We start from the raw sequence: 19,659 nt of genomic DNA, 5'->3' as shown, positions 1-19,659 counted from the left end.
TGTTTACGTTGGGAACGTAGACCTTAAGTTCATGCGAATGACCGTGATCGGCACCGGCTACCTCGGTGCAACCCACGCCGCCTGCATGGCCGAGCTCGGCCATGAGGTACTGGGCGTGGATGTGGATGAAGCAAAGATCGCCAGCCTGTCTGAGGGGAAGGTTCCCTTCTACGAGCCGGGCCTGCCCGAGGTTCTCGCCCGCGGTGCTGAGGCTGGGCGGCTGGGGTTTAGCACCTCTTTCGAGCAGGCAGCGGCGTTTGCCAGCGTGCACTTCCTCGGCGTGGGCACCCCGCAGCAGAAGGGCTCCTACGCCGCCGAACTGCGCTTCGTGCGCTCCGCGATCGAGTCGCTCGTGCCGCTTTTGGAGGGCGAGCACGTCATCTTCGGCAAGTCCACAGTTCCGGTGGGCACCGCCGCCGAATTACAGGAACTTGCCGATTCCCTGGCCCGCCCCGGCGCTAGCGTGGAGATCGCTTGGAACCCGGAGTTCCTCCGCGAGGGCTATGCCGTGCGCGATACCATCACCCCGGACCGCATCGTCGTGGGCGTGCGCGCCGGGGACTCGCGCGCGGAGGCCATCGCCCGCGAGGTCTATGCCACCCCGCTTGCGCAGGGCACTCCGTTTATCGTGTCCAACCTGGCCACCGCCGAGCTGGTCAAGGTGTCCGCGAACGCGTTTTTGGCTACCAAGATTTCCTTCATCAATGCCGTCTCCGAAGTCTGCGAGGCCGCCGGCGCAGACGTTACCGTGCTTGCCGACGCCATCGGCTACGATGACCGCATCGGACGGAAGTTCCTCGGGGCTGGCTTGGGTTTTGGCGGCGGCTGCCTGCCGAAGGACATCCGCGCCTTCATGGCCCGGGCCGGCGAGCTCGGCGCCAACGAGGCGTTGACCTTCCTGCGGGAGGTGGACGCGATCAACATGCGCCGCCGCGAGCACATGGTGCAGTTGGCCAAGAAGGCCTGCGGTGGCTCGCTCATCGGCACGTCGGTCACCGTACTTGGCTGCGCGTTCAAGCCGAACTCGGACGACGTGCGCGATTCCCCGGCACTTAACGTCGCAGGCCAGCTCTCGCTGCAGGGCGCCCAGACTACCGTCTACGATCCGCAGGCGATGTCCAATGCCCGCGCCATCTTCCCGACGCTGCACTACGCCGATTCCGCAGCCGAGGCACTACAGGGCGCGGACCTCGTGGTGTTGGCCACCGAGTGGCGCGAGTTCGTCGAGCTCGATCCCGTAGCGACCAAGCAGCTGGTGCGCACCCCGGTGATAATCGACGGCCGCAACGTCCTCGACGCCAGCGCCTGGATTGACGCGGGATGGACGTACAAGGCACTGGGCCGCAACTTCTAAGGAAAGCACAAGGCCCGCAACCACGCGTATGGTTGCGGGCGGCGAAAGCCTATTGCTTGTAGCTGGCTAGGAAGTTACCCATGCGCTCGATGGCTTCCTTCAGCTCCGAGGCATAGGGCAGGAACACCACCCGGAAGTGGTCGGGCTTTGGCCAATTGAAGCCGGTACCCTGAACCAGCAGGATCTTCTCACTGCGCAGCAGGTCCAGCATGAGCTGGGTGTCGTCGTGGATGTCGTAGTAGTTCAGATCCAGCTTCGGGAAGGCGTACAGCGCACCCATCGGTTTCACGCAGCTGACACCGGGGATGGCGTTGAGGCCCTCCCATGCGGCATCGCGCTGCTTGTGCAGGCGGCCGGACTCCGCGGTGAGGTCGTAGATGGACTGCCGACCACCCAGGGCCACCTGGATGGCGTGCTGGCCCGGCACGTTCGGGCACAGGCGGGTGCCGGAGAGCAGATCCAGGCCCTCGATGAAGCCCTTCGCGTACTGCTTCGGGCCGGTGAGCACCATCCAGCCGGCGCGGTAGCCGCACACGCGGTAGGCCTTGGACAGGCCGTTGTAGGTGATGCACAAAAGATCCGGGGCCAGGGTGGCGATCGAGGTGTGGACCGCTCCGTCGTAGAGGATGCGGTCGTAGATCTCGTCGGCGAGGATGAGCAAGTCATTCTCGCGGGCGATGTCGACGATCTGCTGGAGGATCTCCTTGGAATAGACCGCGCCGGTGGGGTTGTTCGGGTTGATGACCACAATCGCTTTGGTCTTGGGCGTGACCTTGGACTTGATGTCCTCGATGTCCGGGAACCACTGGTTGTCCTCGTCGCACAGGTAGTGCACCGGCTTGCCGCCGGCCAGCGAGGTGGCGGCCGTCCACAGTGGGTAGTCGGGGGCGGGGATGAGCACCTCGTCGCCGTCGTTGAGCAGGGCCTGCATGGTCATGGTGATCAGCTCGGACACGCCGTTGCCGATGTAGACGTCATCGACGTCGAACTGCGGGAAGCCGGGGATGACCTCGTAGCGGGTCACGATGGCGCGGCGCGCCGGAATGATGCCTTTCGAGGTGGAGTAACCCTGGGAATAGGGCAGGGCGGCGATCATGTCGCGCATGATCACATCGGGTGCCTCGAAACCGAAGATAGCCGGGTTGCCGGTGTTGAGCTTGAGAATGCGGTGGCCGTCGAGCTCCAGGCGCTCCGCCTCCGCCGCCACCGGCCCACGAATTTCGTACAGGACGTCCTTCATTTTCTCCGACTGATCGAAGATGCGGCGCTGCCGACGCTTCGGCGCGGTCTGGGTGGGGGTGGATTCTTTCTTACTCACCCGCTCTATGTTGCCACTTTTCTCACTCAAACAACAGATTTTGCTTTCCGACGCCTACGGTTTCCCACCCGCGAGGACACTAGCGGGTGTGGCGGCCGCGGAAGCGCTTCAAGGTCTCGTCGGCGAACTCCATGGCGGTGGACGCCAGCTCCTCCTGCTTCTGCTTGCGCAGCGCCTTCTGCTGCTCTACCTGGGCTGCATGGGCAAGGCGGGCCGCCTGGGTCTGCTGGGCCTCGAGCATCCTCGCCTGCCGCAACTGATCACGCTGCAGTTTGGCAACACTGGGCGTGTACCAGGAATCCGGGCCAACCTTCATCACATAGAGAAGCAGCCACACCGTAGGGACGAGAAAAAGCGCAATCGCGCCGATCTCGCCCAAGATCGCGGTACTTAAAAACGCGCTGACGGTCACCAACCCGAGGATTCCCGCCCGGGTGCGCTGGCCTTCTCGGCGCGATTGGGCGATCTGAGAGGCGGTGAACACGGGCTCTGTCGGGGACGCCACGCTCATCGGCATGGCGGGCTGTGCGACCCGCGGGAGATCGTCGAAAAGCTCGGACAGCTCTGAACGCATGGTAGCCGCGGTGACTTGATCGACGCGCTGCTCATACGAAGCAATATCCAGGCGCCCGGCCGCAAAGTGCGCGCCTAGGTCCTCGATCGCCTGGCGACGCTCTTCATCGCCGATGCGATAATCAGGCTGAAAAGGGTTGCTCATGCCACCCACCATACCGACAGGCAACGACAAAAGCATCAGGGTAATCACCCATTTCGCTTGTGGCGTACAAACGGGATCCAAGCGCGAAAAAGTGAGTGCCCACCAGCACTGCGCTGATGGGTACCTACCAAATTGGCTCCTTACTTGTCCCCGTCTGACGCCGGTGGTGCGGGAATCGCTGACCCTGGTGCTGGAACTGCTGTGCCCGGGGAGGGGACGCTAGGGGTTGGTACGGACGTACCCGGTGCCGGAATGACCGCGCCTGGACCTGGGACGTTGGGCGTTGGTGCGGACGCACCTGGTGCCGGGACTGCTGTGCCTGGAGCGGGCACGCTGAGCGCGGGTGTAGCTAGCCCCGGTGCTGGAACAACCGATCCCGGTGCAGGTACGGCTGCGCCCGGAGCTGGGACGTTAGGCGTTGGTGCGGACGCACCTGGTGCCGGGACTGCCGGGGTTGGTGTGGCGGCGCCCGGTGCTGGAACCGCTGCGCCCGGGGCTGGCACTGCCGGAGTCGCTGTGGGCACGGTGGGTGCGGGCGTGGCTAGCCCCGGTGCAGGTACGGCGGCACCGGGGGCCGGAACCCCGGCGTTTGTTGCTGCAACCGGCGCGCCCGGGGTCGGCACGGTGGGTGCCGGTGGGGTGTGCGGTGCGGCCTCGGACTGCGGCTTGTCCTGTGGTTCGGGCTTCGCCTTCGGGGCACGCTGCGGCGCCTCGAGGAACTGCTTGGGGCGGGGTTCGGGCAGGTGGCCGTCGGAAAGCACGCTATCGCGCAGCAGGCGCGCGACGTCCATGACGGCGGGTTGGGCGTCCTTTTCGGCGACGGCCTTCACACCGGTCGACAGCATGGAATTACAGAACGGGCAGCCCACGGCGATAACGCCCGCGCCGGTGGCCACGGCCTCGGCGGCGCGGTTTTCGTTGATGCGGGTGCCGATCTTTTCCTCCATGAACATCCGGGCGCCGCCTGCGCCGCAGCAAAATCCCTCGTTGCGGTTGCGATCCATCTCCACTAAGGTGCCGCCGGTGACGCCGAGCAGCTCACGCGGAGGGTCGAAGACCTTGTTGTGTCGGCCGAGGAAGCAGGGGTCGTGGTAGGTGATCGGTTGGCGGTTGTCGGCGGTGCGGGGAACCGGTGTGAGCAGGCCGTCGCGCACGAGGCGGTTGAGCAGCTGGGTGTGGTGGAAGACGTCGAAGTGGCCGTCGAAGTCGGGGTACTCGTTGCGGATGGTGTTGAAGCAGTGCGCGCAGGTGGTGATGATTTTGCGCTGGCCCTGCGGCACGCCGTCGAACACGCCGTTGAGGGTCTCAACGTTTTCTAGCGCGAGTTGCTGGAATAAGAACTCGTTGCCGGCGCGGCGGGCAGGGTCGCCGGTGCAGGTCTCGCCCTTGGATAGCACGGCGAATTTCACGCCCGCGGTGTGGAGGAGCTCCACCACGGCGCGGGTGGTCTTCTTGCCCTCGTCGTCGAAGGCGCCGGCGCAGCCGACCCAGAACAGGTACTCGGTGTCGTCGAAGGAGGTGACGTCCTCGCCGAAGATGGGGACCTCCAGGCCGTCGCGGCGGGCTTCCTCCACCCAGGAGGCGCGCTCCGAGCGATTGCGACCCCACGGGTTGCCCTTGGTCTCCAAGTTCTTGAACAGGCCGGTCAGTTCGGAGGGGAACTCGGACTCGGCGAGCACCTGGAAGCGGCGCATGCCCAGCACGTGGTCGATGTGCTCGATGTCGACCGGGCACTGCTCCACGCAGGCACCGCAGTTGGTGCAGGACCACAGCACGTCCGGCTCGATGACGTTGGATTCGCCGACCAGCTTGAGCACGTCCACACCCTCGTGGGAGTCGTCGAACCAGTCGATGGCAGCGTCGCGGACGTCGGTGACCAGCTTCTTCGGGCTCAGCGGCTTGCCGGTGTTCCACGCCGGGCACTGCTCCTGACAGCGGCCGCATTCGGTACAGGTGGACACGTCCAGCAGCATCTTCCACGGCGCGGTGCCAAGCGTGCCGACGCCCAAGGTGGGTTCGTCCTCGGCCTCTTCGAGGGCTGCGAGGGTCAGTGGTTGGCCGTCGGAAAGCATGGGGGCAGCAGCGCCTAAGGCCTTGCCACCTGCGGGGTCGCGGCGGAAAAAGATGTTAAAGAAGGCAAGGAAGCGGTGCCAGGCGACACCCCAGTTGAGGTTATGGGCGACGACGATCAGCCACACCATACCCGACAGCAGCTTGATCAGCGCGAAGACCGAGACCAAGGTGGGGGAGGCCGGCAGCAGCAGCGCGATATACCGGGTGACGAAGTCCGTCCAGGAGGCGTGCCCGTAGGTAGCGATCTTCGCGGCCTTGACCAGCAGCATGCCCAGGCCCTCGATGAACACCACGGCCTCGACGAAGTACGCCGCGGTGGCATTCGAGCCGTAGAAGCGCGACAGGCGCTCCCGGGTGCCCTTGTTGACGCGTACCGCGACAAGGAAGGCGATGCCGAGCACCGTCCCCAGCGCAAGCACCTCCTCCACCAGGTGGTAGACAGACCAGTCCTTTAGCAGCGGCCAGCCCGAATCCGGGGCGAAGGTCTGGATGTAGGCCTCGAACCACACCAGCGCGCCGACCAAAAAGCCCAGCATCACAAACCAGTGCGCCACCGCCACCGCAGGCTTGCGCACCAGCTCCGTGTGGAAGAAGACCTCCTTGAGCATCGTTGCTAATCGACGCCACGGCCGGTTGGTGCGCTGGTAACTGGGCGTACCGGCGGCAACGAAGCGGAACAGGCGGGTCGCGGCGCGGATGAAGTAGAACCAGGCGGGCAAGGACAAAACGATGCCGACGATGCCCAGGATAAGGGAGGCCTGGGTGGTTGCAGGCGCCGCAGCGAGCGCGATGGAAGACACGGTGGTGATCACATTCCTTGTCTATCTGGGTGTCTATCTGGGTCTTTCGGGGCTGTCGGCAAGCGGTCGGCCGAGCATTTCTTCCCTTTACTCTAAAGGGTGGGGCAACGCGGTTGTTAGTTTCGATAGCCCCAATGCAGCGCGAAGGCCCGCCGGGTGCGGGCGGGCCTTAAGACGTAGCGGAATTCCTAGAAGCAGACCGGGACGCCGTGGGCGGTCTCGAGCAGGCGCTGCCACTGCGCGAGGCTACGGGAGCCGGGCAGATGCAGGGGGTTCTTCCACGCGGTCGCGGGCAGGGCGCGGGTGTTGATGAGGTCCTTCAGGGTGACCCGCGCGCGCTTGGTTTCGCGGGCGTTCCACTGCTGGGCGCGGGCGATGTCGATGAGGGCGCGGAGGGTGAACTCGGTGACCGGCTCGCTGAGCGAGGTGGTGTCGATGACCGCGTCGTAGATGGACTCCAGCTCACCAAGCGTGACGTCGGTGCCCACGGTGATGTTGCCGAAGAAGGTGACCTTGCCCGGGGTGGCAATGACGGGGGCGCCGGTGCCGCGGGCGGCGAGCAGGCCCAGGGGCGCGGGTTGCTGGTCGAGGAGGTGGAGGCGCAGCCCGCCCGGTGCGGGGGAGCACATGAGCTGGCTGGCGGTGTAGAGGCCGGCTGCGCCGGCGCCGATGATTGCGATGTTGAGTGAGCGGCTCATCGTTTCCCTTTCAGCTCTCAAGTTTGCTCAGTCCGCCTTTGCTAGACTGATTGGTCTAATAAAGTAAAGCACACTCGCCGTAATGGCGGTAGGTTGAGGGTGCTCACTTACTGTTGCGGCAGGTAGGGAGAGTGCGCTACGTGAATATAAATATAGACCAAGCGGTCTTAATCGGGTCAGAATGGCCGCTGGTGGGCAGGCAAGACTGAAACGGTCTGTCTAGACGTGGTTTAGGATGGGATGCGTGTCGCAACCAACAAGCAAGCGCAAGGCGCACTGGATACCCAACCAACACGGCGCCTGGGCGATGCTGGTCACCCCGGCCGTCGCCGGGGCGATCACCGGCCTAGGGCTCAGCGGCGGACGGGGCGCGGGCGTGGTGGTACTTATCTTCGGCGCGTGGTTCGCGGGATACTTCGCCTTCTTCGCCTTCGGGCAGTGGGCGCGCGCCCGAACGCCCGCCCGCAAGGCACCCTACCGCGCCCCGATGCTCATCCCGGGAGCGATCAGCCTGGCCTGCGTAGCCGCCGTCGTGGCGGCCCGGCCTGGGCTTGTGTGGTTCGCGCCGCTGTTTGCCCCGCTCGTGGCGATCGCCGTGTGGGAGACGCTGCGACATCGACCGCGCTCGCTGGCCTCGGGGGTGGCCACCACGATCGCCTCCGCGTTAGTGTTTCCCGCGCTGGTCGCGGCGGTGTCGCCGGGGCTGGAGTTGCCGGGCGAGCTGTGGTTGGCCACCGGCTTCCTGGCGGCGTATTTCACCGGCACGATCCCCTTTGTCAAGACCATGATCCGCGAGCGCCGCAGTAACGGATACCTTTTCGCTTCGATTGCCTATCACGGGCTCATGGCGGCGTGCGTGGCGCTGGCGTGGGGTCGCCTGCCGGTGGTGGCGGCTAGCTTGATGCTGGTGGTGGCGGTGTGGGCGCTGGTGCGCGCGGTCGCGTTTCCGCTGTCGATGCGCCGCGGGCGGGCGTGGAGCCCGAAGGCCATCGGCATGGCGGAGGTTCCTTTGTGCGTGCTCGCGGGGCTGGCCGTGGTGCTAGTGGGGCTAGGCTTGGGGGCATGACTGGACCACTTTTTGTCGCCGCTGTTGCCGGCGAGGCCGCGCACCTGCCCGAGGGGGCGGACGTGCTGATCACGGGCATCGGTACCCTCAATGCCACCATGGCGTTGACGGAGGCGCTTACCCGCGGGCCGCTTCCTGCCCGCGTGGTCAACATCGGTACCGCTGGCTCGCTTATCGACGGCCACGGTGGCGTCTTCGAAATCCGAGAAGTACTCAAACACGACTTTGAGACCTCTGCCATCGAGCAGATCACGGGCCGGGAGTTCCCCAACACCCTGGCGCTGGGCACGCCAAGCGGGATGCTGCCGACCGCGCGGCTGGCCACCGGGGACTCCTTCATCAACGACTCCGCGCGCCGGGCACAGCTGGCGCGTCGCGCCGATCTGGTGGACATGGAAGGCTACGCCATTGCGAAGGTATGCCAGCACTTCGGCGTGCCGGTGACGCTGCTCAAGCAGGTCAGCGACAACGCCGACGAGTCCTCCACCGCCACCTGGGCGGACGCGGTGGACCAGGGCGCGCGCGAGCTAGCCGAGGCGGTGCGGGCACTCGGCTTTTCTTAGAGCGCCTTGTGGTGCCAGGGCGGGTAGACCCAGACCGGGGCGCCGTCTATGCGTTCGACGCGGCCGTGCTTCGGGGCGGTGGGGTCGTCGTCGTTTCTTCCGTTGTGGAAGGGGCACAAGACGGTGAGGTTGGAGCTGGTGGTGGTTCCTCCTTGGTTCCAGGGGTGGATGTGGTGGATCTGGCAGTAGTCGGCGGGCTTGTTGCAGGTGGGGTGTACGCAGGCGGGGGATTCCACTTTGGCGAGGATGCGTTGCTTCTCGTTGGGGAATCGGCTCGTGCGCACCAGGTCGACAGGGCCTTCGACGGGGTGGATCAGCCCGACATAGAAGTGGGGTTCGAGCTTGGAGCGGGCCAGCTGGGTGCTGGTTCTTCTTATCCCGTCGGAGCAGGCAAAGACGGCCTCGTCGCCGGTGCCGTCGATGAGGGTGTCGAGGGCGTCGAGGGGGATGGTGACCACGGGGCGCAGCACCTTGACGACGGTTGCCTTGTCTTCGTCAAGCAGCTCTCGGGCGGGGTCGTCGGCGTTTTTGATGAGGTGTTCGATGCGGTCGATGTCCTCGGGCTCGCCGATGATGGTGATCTTCCATAGGTCGTTGGCGTTGCGTTGAACCTGGTACGTCTTCTTCAGCTTGGGCCGCGTCGGCAGGAGCGCCGTTGTGTGCTCGCGGGCCTGACGGGCGAACTCGCGCAGCGGTACGCCGGGCGCGAGTTCGGTGGCCAGGTGGTGGCGCAGGCGCCATTTGGCGCGTTCGTCCTTGATGCGGGCCGCCTGCTTCTCTATCTCGTGGAGATAGTCGAAGTCGAGGCCGTGGCCCTCGATGGCGGCAAGGGTGTCGGCCTGGAGGCGCGAGCAGGAGGTGGCGCCAAAGTAGGTCTTGGCGTAGGAGCCGAGTGTGGTGGCAAGAAAGGCGACCATGCCGTGCGCCTTCAGCTGCCTAGTACCGCCGAGGGCGGCGGTTGCTTCAAGCAGCACAAGCGGCTGGTTGAACAGCTGGGTGAGCTGGTCGATCGGGTTCATAGGGCCGAAGGTAAAAGGTGGCCGAAAAGCGCGCAAGCCTATGGGCGTCGGAAAGCAAAAATCTGTGGATAACTACCGCCGGTATGTGTTATCCACAGACTTCCTGCAGGCGGCGCTGCAGCCGCAGCCGACAACGACTATTATTGCGCGGCCGCTGCGCGCTCCACAGCGGCCGCGACCGCCGGCGCGACCCGGGTATCCAAGGCGGAAGGGATGATGTAGTCCGTGGCCAGGTCCTCGCCCACGATCGAGGCGATGGCCTCGGAGGCGGCCAGCTTCATGGCAGGGGTGATCGCGGTGGCCTGGGCCTTGAGCGCGCCCTCGAAGATGCCGGGGAAGGCCAAGACGTTGTTGATCTGATTCGGCAGGTCGGAACGCCCGGTGGCGACCACGGAGGCGTACTTGGCGGCCAGCTCCGGCAAGATCTCCGGGTCCGGGTTGGCCAGGGAGAACAGGAAGGGCTTGTCCGCCATGCGCACCAGCAGGTCCTCGCCGACCTTGCCGCGGGACAGGCCGATAAACACGCTGGCACCCTCGAAGGCCTGCTCGCGGTCGGTGATCCGGCGCGGGTTGGTGATCTCGGCAATCTCCTGCTTGACCGGGTGCAGGCCGCCTTCGCGGTCGGGGTGGATAACCCCCTTGGAGTCGAGCAGGATGATGTCCGTGACGCCAGCGCCCAGAAGCATTTTGCAACAAGCGATACCGGCAGCGCCCGCGCCGGAGATGACCACCCGAAGGTCCTCGAGCCTGCGGCCGGTGAGCGCGCAGGCGTTGCGGATGCCTGCGGTGAGCACGATGGCGGTGCCGTGCTGGTCGTCGTGGAAGACGGGGATGTCTAGCATCTCGTCGAGACGGCGCTCGATCTCGAAGCAGCGCGGCGCGGAGATGTCCTCCAGGTTGATCGCGCCGAAGGAAGGGGCGATCGCCGCGATGGCAGCGATGAGCTTGTCGGTGTCGGTCTCATCGATGACGATCGGGATGGCGTTGAGGTCGACGAAGGAGGAAAACAGCTGGCACTTGCCCTCCATGACCGGCATGGCGCCCTTGGGGCCGATGTTGCCTAGGCCGAGCACGGCGGTGCCGTCGGAGATCACGGCGACGGTGCGGCCGGTGCCGGTGTAGCGCGGGTAGAGCGACTCGTCGGCCTCGATGGCCTTGCATACGCGCGCAACGCCGGGGGTGTAGGCCAGCGAAAGGTCATGGCGTGAGCGCAGCGGGCGCGCCGAGGCGACCGCCAGCTTTCCGCCTTCGTGAGCGGCAAAGATGGCCTCATCGGTCAGTTCGTCCGGCTGGAAGGGGAGATCGAAATACGTCATGGCAAAAGACTCCGTTGCCTGATTATCAAGTGAAAAAGGGGGCAGTTCTAAACCCGTGATACTACGGTTATCTATTTCATTGCGTGAACTTTTGTGACCAATCCCTGTGAAAATAGGGGTATTTTGTCCCGCCATGTGGGATCTTGCGCTTGCCGACGCCCGCCGCGCGCCCGGACGTTGACGGAGGCTGAACACTGCACACACTACACATAACACTGTACACACTACACACCGCGATGTGCAGTGTTATGTGTAGTGTTGTGCGATATTTTGCCTACGGTAATTGTGCAATAAAGAACGGAAAAAACCAGCTTAGGGTAATTTTAGGCTGCCGTTTCCTGGTGTGTATAGTGCGGAACACTGTATACACTTAGCAATTCAATGTGTAGTGTTATGTGTAGTGTTATATGCAGTGTTGCATGTCAAATAAAGGTTAAGGTGGCCTCCTCATGCGTTCTGATGAGCTTCAGGAACTGGTTGAGCAACTGCGCAAACGTGGAACGGATAATCAGCAGGTAGAGGTCAAAGCTGCTTTTAGTGGTCTACCGAAGGGGATCGTCGAGTCGGTTTCGGCATTCGCCAATGGTTCTGGCGGCACCATCATTCTGGGGCTTGATGAGAATGCAGGCTTTATCACTTCAGATCAATTCCGCCACGCAAAGATTAGTGATGCGCTCGCAGAGGTGCTCAGTAACAAGCTCACACCGCCCGTGCGACCTGCAACATTGGAAACACTTCCTTTTGAGGATGGTTGGGTGGTAGTCGCTGAAGTGTTGCCCGCAGAACCGCACGAAAAGCCGGTTTTTGTCACGACGAAGGGGCGTTACCAAGGTTCGTTCATCCGTACAAATGATGGAGATCATCGGCTCTCTAACTATGAGATAGATCGGATGTTGGAACAGGTTCATCAGCCAAGGTGGGACCGCGAACTTGTTTCTGAAGCCACTCTTGATGACCTTGACGCGAAGTTGTTGGAGTCCTTGATTGCGCGGGAACGCGAGGCTCGTCCGAGGCTATTGGGGAAAACACCCAAAGAAAAGCTGTTACAGCGTCTCAACATTGCGCACGCGGATGAGTCGCAACGGCTACGTCCAACCTTGGCTGCGCTGCTTGCTCTTGGAGAGTATCCCCAGCAGTTTTTCCCTCAATTGTCGGTTGTATTTACCCATTACAAGGGAGTAACCAAGGCAAGCGATGAGTCTGGTGTCCGCTACTTAAATTCGCTTGTTCTCGAAGGGCCAATTCCTGCGATGGTATTTGATGTCGTAGAGACAGTAAAGAAGTCATCGCCTCGGGGAGCAATTATCAAGGATTCGCTTCGCCACGATCTGTTTGATTTTCCTCCTGCAGCAGTTCGTGAAGCGGTGACGAATGCGCTTTTACACCGCGATTACTCCCCAGGTGCAAGAGGAACACAAGTACAGGTCAACTTGTATCTAGATCGATTGGAGGTGCTTAACCCAGGCGGGCTCTATGGGCCGGTGACGGTGGAATCTCTCGGGCAGGATGGCCAAAGTAGCTCGAGGAACGAGGTGTTGGCTCGTTTACTTGAGTCGACTCCGTATGAGGAAGGAGGATTCGTCGCCGAGAACCGGGGGTCGGGCTATCAGGAAATTCTGGATAAGCTTCAGCAGGAGTTGCTGCCTCCGCCTGCGCCGCACAGCAATCTCAATGGATTCCGGCTCGAATTTTTCAAACGCAAGCCCACTCCTGCTGAACAGGCATCGAGAGAGTGGGGCTCAACCCGCAAGGTCGTTCTCGACTATCTCGCACAGCACAGCTCCGCATCGTCTAGAGACTTGGCCGCCGCTGCTGGTGTAGTCCTGGCCACGGTGCGTCGAACGGTGAATATCCTCATAGATGAAGGAATAGTCGAAAGAACTGAGCCGAATAGGAGTCCTAAGCAGCGCTACCGCTTGGTGCGCGCTGAAAGGTCCTGAGACCGCCGAAACTTAAAGAGCCGAAAAGCCCCGCGGGCTCTCCGGCTCTTAGTCATGGTCGCGTTTAGACGCGGGCCTTGGAGGCCTCGACCATGTCGGCCCACTCGACGATCTTCTTGCGCTCGCGATCCTCGGCCTCGCCGAGGGCGCGCTCGGCGGCGTCGAGGGCGTGCCAACCCTCCCAGGTGGTGTAGTCGATGCCGCGCTCGGCGAGGAAGTCGGCGAAGTCGCCGTCGAAGTCGGTGCGAAGCTTGCCGGCTGCGGCGTCGGAAAGCAGCATATCGATGGTTTCCTTGGCGTCGGACTTGGTGTTGCCGATCAGCCCCACCGGGCCGCGCTTGATCCAGCCGGTGGTGTACAGGCCGGGCAGGATCTCGCCGTCTTCGTCGATGACGTGGCCGCCGTCGTTGGAGATGACGTTTTTGACCTCATTGAAGGGCACACCGTCGATGGCGTCGGAGCGGTAGCCCACCGCGGCGTAGACCGCCTGGACTGGCCAGTCGGTGAACTTGCCGGTGCCGCGGACCTGGCCGTCGCCGGTCAGCTCGGTGCGCTCGGTGCGCAGGCCAACCACCTTGCCGTCCTCGCCCAGGATCTCCACCGGGTTTTCGAATAGGTGGATCTGGAGGGTGTGCGGGGCCTGCTTCGGCTCGCGGATGGCGTAGTTTTCGATGATCTGGCAGACCAGGTCCTGGGACTTCGAATCGCGGCGGGCCTGTTCGGAGGCGGCGTCGTAGTCGATGTCCTCAGGGTCGACGACCACGTTGATGGTCGGGGAGTGGTCGAGCTCCTTGAGCTCCTGCGGGGAGAATTTGACCTGGGCCGGGCCGCGGCGGCCGAATACGCGCACGGTCTCGGCCTTGTTTTCCTTCAGGCAGGCGTAGACGTTGTCTGGGATCTCGGTGACCAGTAGCTCGTCGCCGGTCTTGGCCAGGATGCGGGCGACGTCCAGGCCGACGTTGCCCACGCCGATCACGGCTACTTCCTTTGCAGACAGGTCCCAGTCGCGCTCGAAGCGGGGGTTGCCGTCGTAGAAGCCGACGAACTCGCCGGCGCCGTGCACGCCCTCGAGGTCCTCGCCCGGGATGCCGATGCGACGGTCGCCGACGGCGCCGGTGGCGAAGATGACGGCGTCGTAGTGGCTTTGGAGGTCCTCAACGGTGACGTCGCGCCCGACGTGGATGTTGCCCAGCAGGCGGATCTGCGGGGTGTCCAGCACGCGGTGCAGGGAGGTGATAATGCCCTTGATGCGCGGGTGGTCGGGGGCCACGCCGTAGCGGATGAGGCCGAAAGGCGCGGGCATCTGCTCGATGAGGTCGATGGCCACGTTGCCGTCGGTGTTTTTCACCAGGATGTCGGAAGCGTAGATACCGGCTGGGCCTGCGCCGATGACGGCGACGCGAAGCGGGGAGGAGGTGCTCATGATGGGAAGCCTTGTGGCCTTTCTTTGTGGGGTTTTCGTATATTGCGGTTTGTGCTTGCCGACGCGCGGGGCACGGTGAACGTCGGAAAGCAAAGCTTGTCTTGGTCGCGGGATGCGGGCGGATTCACGTTTGAACCGCAAAATAGACCAAGTGGTACGTAAAGGTAACGTGTTGAGGCGTCGATTTGCAAGACGAGGGGAGATTAAATTCAGAAAACACCCCTTTAAGACAAAGCGGTCTACATTATATTCACCCTGTTGTATTTTTAAAAAAGCAGGTAAGCGATGGTCGTAGGGGTTTGAGCATACCGCTTGGTCTATTTAGACCCTTGCTTAGACAGGTTGGTATGCCTAGATTGTTTTCTACAGCAACGAGCGAATAGAAAGATATAAGCCCACATATGACCACCCCAACGAAGACGAGTCGTCGTCCACAGAAGTCTGAAGGACAGTGGAAGATCGACGGACAAAAGCCGTTGAACGCCGACGAACGCATCAAGCAGGAAGACGGCGGCCTGTCCGCGCGCCAGCGTGTCATTGATATCTACTCCAAGCAGGGCTTTAGCTCCATCCCGGCGGAGGACCTGGCGCCGCGCTTTAAGTGGCTGGGCCTGTACACCCAGCGTCGTCAGGACTTAGGCGGCGAGTACACCGGCCAGCTGGAGAACTCCGAGCTGCAGGACGAGTTCTTCATGCTGCGCGTGCGCTTCGACGGCGGCCGGGTCACCCCGCAGCAGCTGCGCACCGTGGGCGAGATTTCCCGCGACTACGCCCGCTCGACCGCGGACTTCACCGACCGCCAGAACATCCAGCTGCACTGGGTGCGCATCGAGGATGTCCCGGCCATCTGGGACAAGCTCGAGGCCAACGGCCTGTCCACCCTGTTAGGGTGCGGCGACGTCCCGCGCGTGGTGCTGGGCTCCCCAGTCGCAGGCGTTGCCGCCGACGAGATCATCGACGGCACCCCGGCCATCGACGAGATCGTCAACAATTACCTCCCGCGCGAAGAGTTCCACAACCTGCCGCGCAAGTTCAAGACCGCGATCACCGGCAACGCCCGCCAGGACGTGACCCACGAGATCCAGGACATCTCCTTTATCGCCTCCGTGCACCCGGAGTTCGGGCCGGGCTTCGAGTGCTATGTCGGCGGCGGCCTGTCCACCAACCCGATGCTGGCCCAGTCGCTGGGCGCGTGGATCCCGCTCGAACGGGTGCCCGAGGTGTGGGCCGCGGTAGCCCGCGTCTTCCGCGACTACGGCTTCCGCCGCCTGCGCAACCGCGCGCGCCTGAAGTTCCTCGTTGCGCAGTGGGGCATCGAGAAGTTCCGCGAGGTGCTCGAGACCGAGTACCTGGACACCCCGCTCATCGACGGCCCCCACGTGCCGGAGAACCCAGGCTCGCGCGATCACCTCGGCCTGCACAAGCAGAAGGACGGCAAGTTCTACCTCGGCGTCAAGCCGACCGTGGGACACGCCACCGGCGAGCAGCTCATCGCGATCGCCGACGTTGCAGAGAAGTTCGGCATCACCCGCCTGCGCACCACCCCAGACAAGGAGCTGCTCTTCCTCGACATCGAGGAAAGCGACGTCGAGGCCCTGTCGGCGGCCCTGGATGAGACTGGCTTGTACTCCAAGCCGAGCGAGTTCCGCCGCGGCATCGTCTCCTGCACCGGCCTGGAGTTCTGCAAGCTGGCGCACGTGACCACCAAGGCCCGCGCCATCGAGCTGGTAGACGACCTCGAGGAGCGCGTCGGCGACCTGGACGTGCCGATCCGCATCTCGCTCAACGGCTGCCCCAACTCCTGCGCCCGCACGCAGGTCGCCGACATCGGCTTCAAGGGACAGACCGTCACCGACGCCGAGGGCAACCGCGTCGAGGGCTTCCAGGTCCACCTGGGCGGCTCGCTGGGCCTGCACCCGGACTTCGGGCGCAAGCTGCGCGGGCACAAGGTGACCTCCACCGAGGTGGGCGACTACGTGGTGCGCCTGGTCACCAAGTACAAGGAGCAGCGCACCGAGGGCGAGCAATTCCGCGAGTGGGTGCTGCGCGCCGCCGAGGAGGATCTGCAATGAGTTTTCGTCGCAAGCCGAACCCGAACCGCAACCACCCCGAGTACTGCCCCTACTGCGCTGGAACCTCGTTGTTCCCGGACGTCGAGACCGACTTCGCCTGGAGCTGCGCGGACTGTCACCGAGTCTTCTCGGTGATGTTCCACGGACAAGACGACGCCACTCACCGCCCGAACAAGTCGCTGTCAACCCACCAAGCGCTGGAAGCGTCGCTCAACCGCCACGCGTTGGCCACGGCAAACGCTAGGACCTAGAAGAAGACATGACTTTCTCACTCAATAACAGCCCGATCCTGGGCGGGCAGGCCACCAACCCGCGCGACCCGGAGATTTCGCCCGAAGGGCCGAAGGAGACCACACCACTTGCGCCCGAGGTCGTGGCCGAAAACGAAAAGCTCGTGGCCGACTGGGCCGACAAGCTCTACGACGCCACGGCCAAAGACATCCTCGACTGGGCACACACCCATGTGGCTGGCAAGCTGGTTGTCACCTTGTCCATGGAGAACACGGTGCTCGCGGAGCTGGCCAAGGATCACCTGCCCGGTGCGGACTTCCTCTTCCTCGACACCGGGTACCACTTCCCGGAAACCCTCGAGGTCGCCGACCAGGTGGAACGTCGTTACGCAAATAACACACTGGTGCGCGCAACGGCACTGCTTTCTCGCGCGGAGCAGGACAAGGTGTACGGGGTCAACCTTTACCGGAACAACCCCACTGCCTGCTGCCGGATGCGCAAGGTCGAGCCGCTGGCGGTGGCCCTGAGTGACTACCAGGGCTGGATCACCGGCCTGCGGCGTGCCGACGGACCCACCAGGGCCACCGCACCTGCGCTGTCGCTGGATAAGACCGGCCGGCTGAAGATCTCGCCGATCATCACCTGGTCGCTTGAGGACACCGAGGCCTATATCGAAGAAAAAGACCTCATCATCCACCCGTTGACCAAGCAGAACTATCCCTCCATCGGCTGTGCCACCTGCACCATGCCGGTGCTGCCCGGACAAGACCCCCGATCCGGCCGTTGGGCCGGAAACGCCAAGACTGAATGCGGATTGCACACATGACCTCCACTATTACCACCCAGACTGCACTGTCCCCACACCTCAAAGACCTCGAGAACGAGTCCATTCACATCCTGCGCGAGGTTGCAGGACAGTTCGACAAGGTGGGCCTGCTGTTTTCCGGCGGCAAGGACTCCGTCGTCGTCTTCGAGCTCGCCCGCCGCGCCTTCGCGCCGGCCGCCGTTCCCTTCGAGCTGCTGCACGTGGACACCGGCCACAATTTCCCCGAGGTCATCGAGTTCCGCGACCGCCTGGTCGAAGAGACCGGCGCGCGCCTGCGCGTAGCCAAGGTCCAGGACTGGATCGACCGCGGCGACCTGCAGGAGCGCCCCGACGGCACCCGCAACCCGCTGCAGACCGTGCCGTTGGTGGAGACCATCGCCGAGCAGGGCTACGACGCAGTCCTGGGCGGTGCCCGCCGCGACGAGGAGCGTGCGCGCGCCAAGGAGCGCGTCTTCTCCGTGCGTGACTCCTTCGGCGGCTGGGACCCGCGCCGCCAGCGCCCCGAGCTGTGGACGCTCTACAACGGCGGCAAGCTGCCGGGCGAGAACATCCGCGTGTTCCCGATCTCCAACTGGACCGAGACGGACGTGTGGGAGTACATCGGCGCCCGCGGCATCAAGCTACCGGAGATCTACTTCGCCCACGACCGTGAGGTCTTCAACCGCGGCGGCATGTGGCTGACCGCCGGAGAGTGGGGCGGGCCCACCGACAAGGAGGAGCTGGTCACCAAGCGCGTGCGCTACCGCACTGTCGGCGACATGTCGTGCACCGGCGCCGTCGAGTCGGATGCCGCCTCCATCGACGAAGTGATCGCCGAGATCTCCACCAGCCGCCTCACCGAGCGCGGCGCCACCCGAGCTGACGACCGACTCAGCGAATCCGCCATGGAAGACCGCAAGAAGGAAGGCTACTTCTGATGACCACCGCAATCGAGAATTCTGCCGGGCAGAAGGCATCCGCGACCGAGATCATCGGTAGCCGCGAGACCCTGCGCCTGTGCACGGCGGGCTCCGTCGACGACGGCAAGTCCACCTTCGTCGGCCGCCTCCTGCACGACACCAAGTCGGTCCTGTCCGACCAGCTCGAGTCCGTCAAGCGCACCAGCGCCGATCGCGGCTTCGAGGGGCTTGACCTTTCCCTGCTTGTCGACGGCCTGCGCGCCGAGCGCGAGCAGGGCATCACGATCGACGTGGCCTACCGCTACTTCGCCACCGACCGCCGCACCTTCATCCTGGCCGACACCCCAGGTCACGTCCAGTACACCCGCAACACGGTGACCGGCGTGTCTACCTCCCAGGTGGTCGTGCTGCTGGTCGACGCCCGCCACGGCGTGGTGGAGCAGACCCGCCGCCACCTGTCGGTGGCAGCGCTTTTGGGCGTGCGCACCGTCGTCCTCGCCGTGAACAAGATCGACCTGGTCGACTACTCCGAGGACACCTTCAACGCCATCCGCTCCGACTTCGAGCAGCTGGCAGACCAGCTGGGCATCGCCGACCCGCACGTCGTGCCGATCTCCGCGCTCAAGGGCGACAACGTCGTCGAGGCCAGCGAGAACATGCCGTGGTACCAAGGCCCCACGGTGCTGGAGCTGCTGGAGACCATCCCGGTGTCCGCGGGCCGCGCAGGTGAGCTCGACTTCCGCTTCCCGATCCAGTACGTCATCCGCGAGCACGCCACCGACTACCGCGGCTACGCGGGCCAGGTCACCGCAGGCAGCGTGCGCGTGGGCGATACCGTGGCCCTGCCGGAGGGGCGGACCTCCACCGTCGTGGGAATCGACACCTCCGACGGCGAGGTCGAGCAGGCCACCGCGCGCGACTCCGTCGTCCTGCGCCTGGCCGATGAGATCGACCTCGTGCGCGGGGATCTCGTCTCTTCCACCAACCGCCCGGAGGATACCCGCAGCTTCGAGGCCACCATCGTGGGGCTGACCGATAAACAGCTGCGCGCAGGCCAGATGCTTAAAGTTCGCTACGGCACCACGCTGGTGCGCGGCCGCATCGCGGAGATCCAGCGCGTGCTGGACATCGACGGCATCAGCGACGTGGAGGCCCCGGAGCAGGTCGGGCTCAACGACATCGCCCACGTGGTGGTGGAGACCCAAAACCCGTTGCCCATCGACGCCTACGCGGCCCGCGGCGCCGTCGGCTCCTTCCTGCTGATCGACAACGCCTCCGGCAACACGCTGGCGGCGGGGCTCGTCGGCAAGCGCCTGCGCTAAAACCTCAAACCAGAAAGCCTC

General features: G+C 64.0%; 16 protein-coding genes. 9 read left to right on the top strand and 7 right to left on the bottom strand.

Annotation, left to right across the window (positions count from 1 at the left end; genetic code table 11):
• Positions 1 to 31: 31 nt before the first annotated feature.
• The gene (locus tag PAB09_RS11915; protein ID WP_271033856.1) at positions 32 to 1,354 is read left to right on the top strand and encodes a UDP-glucose dehydrogenase family protein; all 1,323 of its coding nucleotides are present in this window, start codon (positions 32 to 34) and stop codon (positions 1,352 to 1,354) included.
• Positions 1,355 to 1,403: 49 nt separating this feature from the next.
• Here the strand turns inward: PAB09_RS11915 and PAB09_RS11910 are convergent, their stop codons facing one another.
• The 4 genes from PAB09_RS11910 to PAB09_RS11895 form a co-directional block, all read right to left on the bottom strand.
• Entirely contained in the window at positions 1,404 to 2,594 is a 1,191-nt protein-coding gene (locus tag PAB09_RS11910) for a pyridoxal phosphate-dependent aminotransferase (RefSeq protein ID WP_442873758.1), read from the bottom strand.
• Positions 2,595 to 2,751: 157 nt separating this feature from the next.
• On the bottom strand, positions 2,752 to 3,390 hold the full coding sequence (locus PAB09_RS11905) for a DUF1707 SHOCT-like domain-containing protein (RefSeq protein WP_271033854.1): 639 nt from the start codon (positions 3,388 to 3,390) through the stop codon (positions 2,752 to 2,754).
• Positions 3,391 to 3,530: 140 nt separating this feature from the next.
• Positions 3,531 to 6,254, bottom strand: coding sequence for a heterodisulfide reductase-related iron-sulfur binding cluster (locus PAB09_RS11900; RefSeq protein ID WP_271035389.1), 2,724 nt, complete (start codon positions 6,252 to 6,254; stop codon positions 3,531 to 3,533).
• A gap of 197 nt (positions 6,255 to 6,451) precedes the next feature.
• The gene (locus PAB09_RS11895) at positions 6,452 to 6,961 is read right to left on the bottom strand and encodes an FAD/NAD(P)-binding protein (RefSeq protein WP_271033853.1); all 510 of its coding nucleotides are present in this window, start codon (positions 6,959 to 6,961) and stop codon (positions 6,452 to 6,454) included.
• 244 nt (positions 6,962 to 7,205) lie between these two features.
• Between PAB09_RS11895 and PAB09_RS11890 the strand changes: the two genes are divergently transcribed.
• Together PAB09_RS11890 and PAB09_RS11885 are read left to right on the top strand one after the other, a co-directional pair.
• Entirely contained in the window at positions 7,206 to 8,027 is an 822-nt protein-coding gene (locus PAB09_RS11890; protein WP_271033852.1) for a YwiC-like family protein, read from the top strand.
• Entirely contained in the window at positions 8,024 to 8,590 is a 567-nt protein-coding gene (locus tag PAB09_RS11885; RefSeq protein ID WP_271033851.1) for a nucleosidase, read from the top strand. The genes PAB09_RS11890 and PAB09_RS11885 overlap by 4 nt, the downstream gene beginning before the upstream one ends.
• Here PAB09_RS11885 and PAB09_RS11880 read toward each other — a convergent pair.
• Together PAB09_RS11880 and PAB09_RS11875 are read right to left on the bottom strand one after the other, a co-directional pair.
• Positions 8,587 to 9,609: an HNH endonuclease signature motif containing protein gene (locus PAB09_RS11880; RefSeq protein WP_271033850.1), complete on the bottom strand. Its 1,023-nt coding sequence runs from the start codon at positions 9,607 to 9,609 to the stop codon at positions 8,587 to 8,589. The two genes, PAB09_RS11885 and PAB09_RS11880, sit on opposite strands and share 4 nt — an antisense overlap.
• Before the next feature lie 140 nt (positions 9,610 to 9,749).
• Complete coding sequence (locus PAB09_RS11875; RefSeq protein ID WP_271033849.1) at positions 9,750 to 10,925, bottom strand: NAD(P)-dependent malic enzyme; 1,176 nt, start codon at positions 10,923 to 10,925, stop codon at positions 9,750 to 9,752.
• Between the two features lie 449 nt (positions 10,926 to 11,374).
• Here PAB09_RS11875 and PAB09_RS11870 point away from each other — a divergent pair, with 449 nt between their 5' ends.
• On the top strand, positions 11,375 to 12,865 hold the full coding sequence (locus PAB09_RS11870; RefSeq protein ID WP_271033848.1) for an ATP-binding protein: 1,491 nt from the start codon (positions 11,375 to 11,377) through the stop codon (positions 12,863 to 12,865).
• A gap of 64 nt (positions 12,866 to 12,929) precedes the next feature.
• On the opposite strand, the gene PAB09_RS11865 is transcribed toward PAB09_RS11870, so the two are convergent.
• Positions 12,930 to 14,288, bottom strand: coding sequence for an FAD-dependent oxidoreductase (locus tag PAB09_RS11865; protein ID WP_271033847.1), 1,359 nt, complete (start codon positions 14,286 to 14,288; stop codon positions 12,930 to 12,932).
• 401 nt (positions 14,289 to 14,689) lie between these two features.
• Here PAB09_RS11865 and PAB09_RS11860 point away from each other — a divergent pair, with 401 nt between their 5' ends.
• The 5 genes from PAB09_RS11860 to PAB09_RS11840 are packed head-to-tail and all read left to right on the top strand — an operon-like array spanning position 14,690 to position 19,638.
• Positions 14,690 to 16,360 (top strand): nitrite/sulfite reductase, encoded by a 1,671-nt coding sequence (locus PAB09_RS11860; RefSeq protein WP_271033846.1) that lies wholly within the window; start codon positions 14,690 to 14,692, stop codon positions 16,358 to 16,360.
• Positions 16,357 to 16,611 carry a hypothetical protein gene (locus PAB09_RS11855; RefSeq protein ID WP_271033845.1) on the top strand — a complete coding sequence of 85 codons (255 nt, stop codon included), beginning with the start codon at positions 16,357 to 16,359 and terminating at the stop codon, positions 16,609 to 16,611. Before PAB09_RS11860 ends, PAB09_RS11855 begins: the two co-directional genes overlap by 4 nt.
• Positions 16,612 to 16,619: 8 nt before the next feature.
• Complete coding sequence (locus PAB09_RS11850) at positions 16,620 to 17,417, top strand: phosphoadenylyl-sulfate reductase (RefSeq protein WP_271033844.1); 798 nt, start codon at positions 16,620 to 16,622, stop codon at positions 17,415 to 17,417.
• Positions 17,414 to 18,334: a sulfate adenylyltransferase subunit CysD gene (gene cysD, locus PAB09_RS11845; protein WP_271033843.1), complete on the top strand. Its 921-nt coding sequence runs from the start codon at positions 17,414 to 17,416 to the stop codon at positions 18,332 to 18,334. The genes PAB09_RS11850 and cysD overlap by 4 nt, the downstream gene beginning before the upstream one ends.
• Positions 18,334 to 19,638 (top strand): sulfate adenylyltransferase subunit 1, encoded by a 1,305-nt coding sequence (locus PAB09_RS11840; RefSeq protein WP_271033842.1) that lies wholly within the window; start codon positions 18,334 to 18,336, stop codon positions 19,636 to 19,638. Before cysD ends, PAB09_RS11840 begins: the two co-directional genes overlap by 1 nt.
• Positions 19,639 to 19,659 lie beyond the last annotated feature (21 nt).

It is taken from the genome of Corynebacterium sp. SCR221107 (assembly GCF_027886475.1).
Taxonomy (GTDB): Bacteria; Actinomycetota; Actinomycetes; order Mycobacteriales; family Mycobacteriaceae; genus Corynebacterium.
Note: the sequence above shows the minus strand (reverse complement) of the source record. Positions and strands in the feature narration are given on the sequence as shown.

Coding starts and splice junctions, on each gene's coding strand:
- PAB09_RS11910 (WP_442873758.1), bottom strand. CDS start 2,594: ATGAAGGACGTCCTGTACGAAATTCGTGGGCCGGTGGCGGCGGAGGCG.
- PAB09_RS11860 (WP_271033846.1), top strand. CDS start 14,690: ATGACCACCCCAACGAAGACGAGTCGTCGTCCACAGAAGTCTGAAGGA.
- PAB09_RS11895 (WP_271033853.1), bottom strand. CDS start 6,961: ATGAGCCGCTCACTCAACATCGCAATCATCGGCGCCGGCGCAGCCGGC.
- PAB09_RS11905 (WP_271033854.1), bottom strand. CDS start 3,390: ATGAGCAACCCTTTTCAGCCTGATTATCGCATCGGCGATGAAGAGCGT.
- PAB09_RS11855 (WP_271033845.1), top strand. CDS start 16,357: ATGAGTTTTCGTCGCAAGCCGAACCCGAACCGCAACCACCCCGAGTAC.
- PAB09_RS11885 (WP_271033851.1), top strand. CDS start 8,024: ATGACTGGACCACTTTTTGTCGCCGCTGTTGCCGGCGAGGCCGCGCAC.
- PAB09_RS11870 (WP_271033848.1), top strand. CDS start 11,375: ATGCGTTCTGATGAGCTTCAGGAACTGGTTGAGCAACTGCGCAAACGT.
- PAB09_RS11840 (WP_271033842.1), top strand. CDS start 18,334: ATGACCACCGCAATCGAGAATTCTGCCGGGCAGAAGGCATCCGCGACC.
- PAB09_RS11880 (WP_271033850.1), bottom strand. CDS start 9,609: ATGAACCCGATCGACCAGCTCACCCAGCTGTTCAACCAGCCGCTTGTG.
- PAB09_RS11850 (WP_271033844.1), top strand. CDS start 16,620: ATGACTTTCTCACTCAATAACAGCCCGATCCTGGGCGGGCAGGCCACC.
- PAB09_RS11915 (WP_271033856.1), top strand. CDS start 32: ATGCGAATGACCGTGATCGGCACCGGCTACCTCGGTGCAACCCACGCC.
- PAB09_RS11865 (WP_271033847.1), bottom strand. CDS start 14,288: ATGAGCACCTCCTCCCCGCTTCGCGTCGCCGTCATCGGCGCAGGCCCA.
- PAB09_RS11875 (WP_271033849.1), bottom strand. CDS start 10,925: ATGACGTATTTCGATCTCCCCTTCCAGCCGGACGAACTGACCGATGAG.
- cysD (WP_271033843.1), top strand. CDS start 17,414: ATGACCTCCACTATTACCACCCAGACTGCACTGTCCCCACACCTCAAA.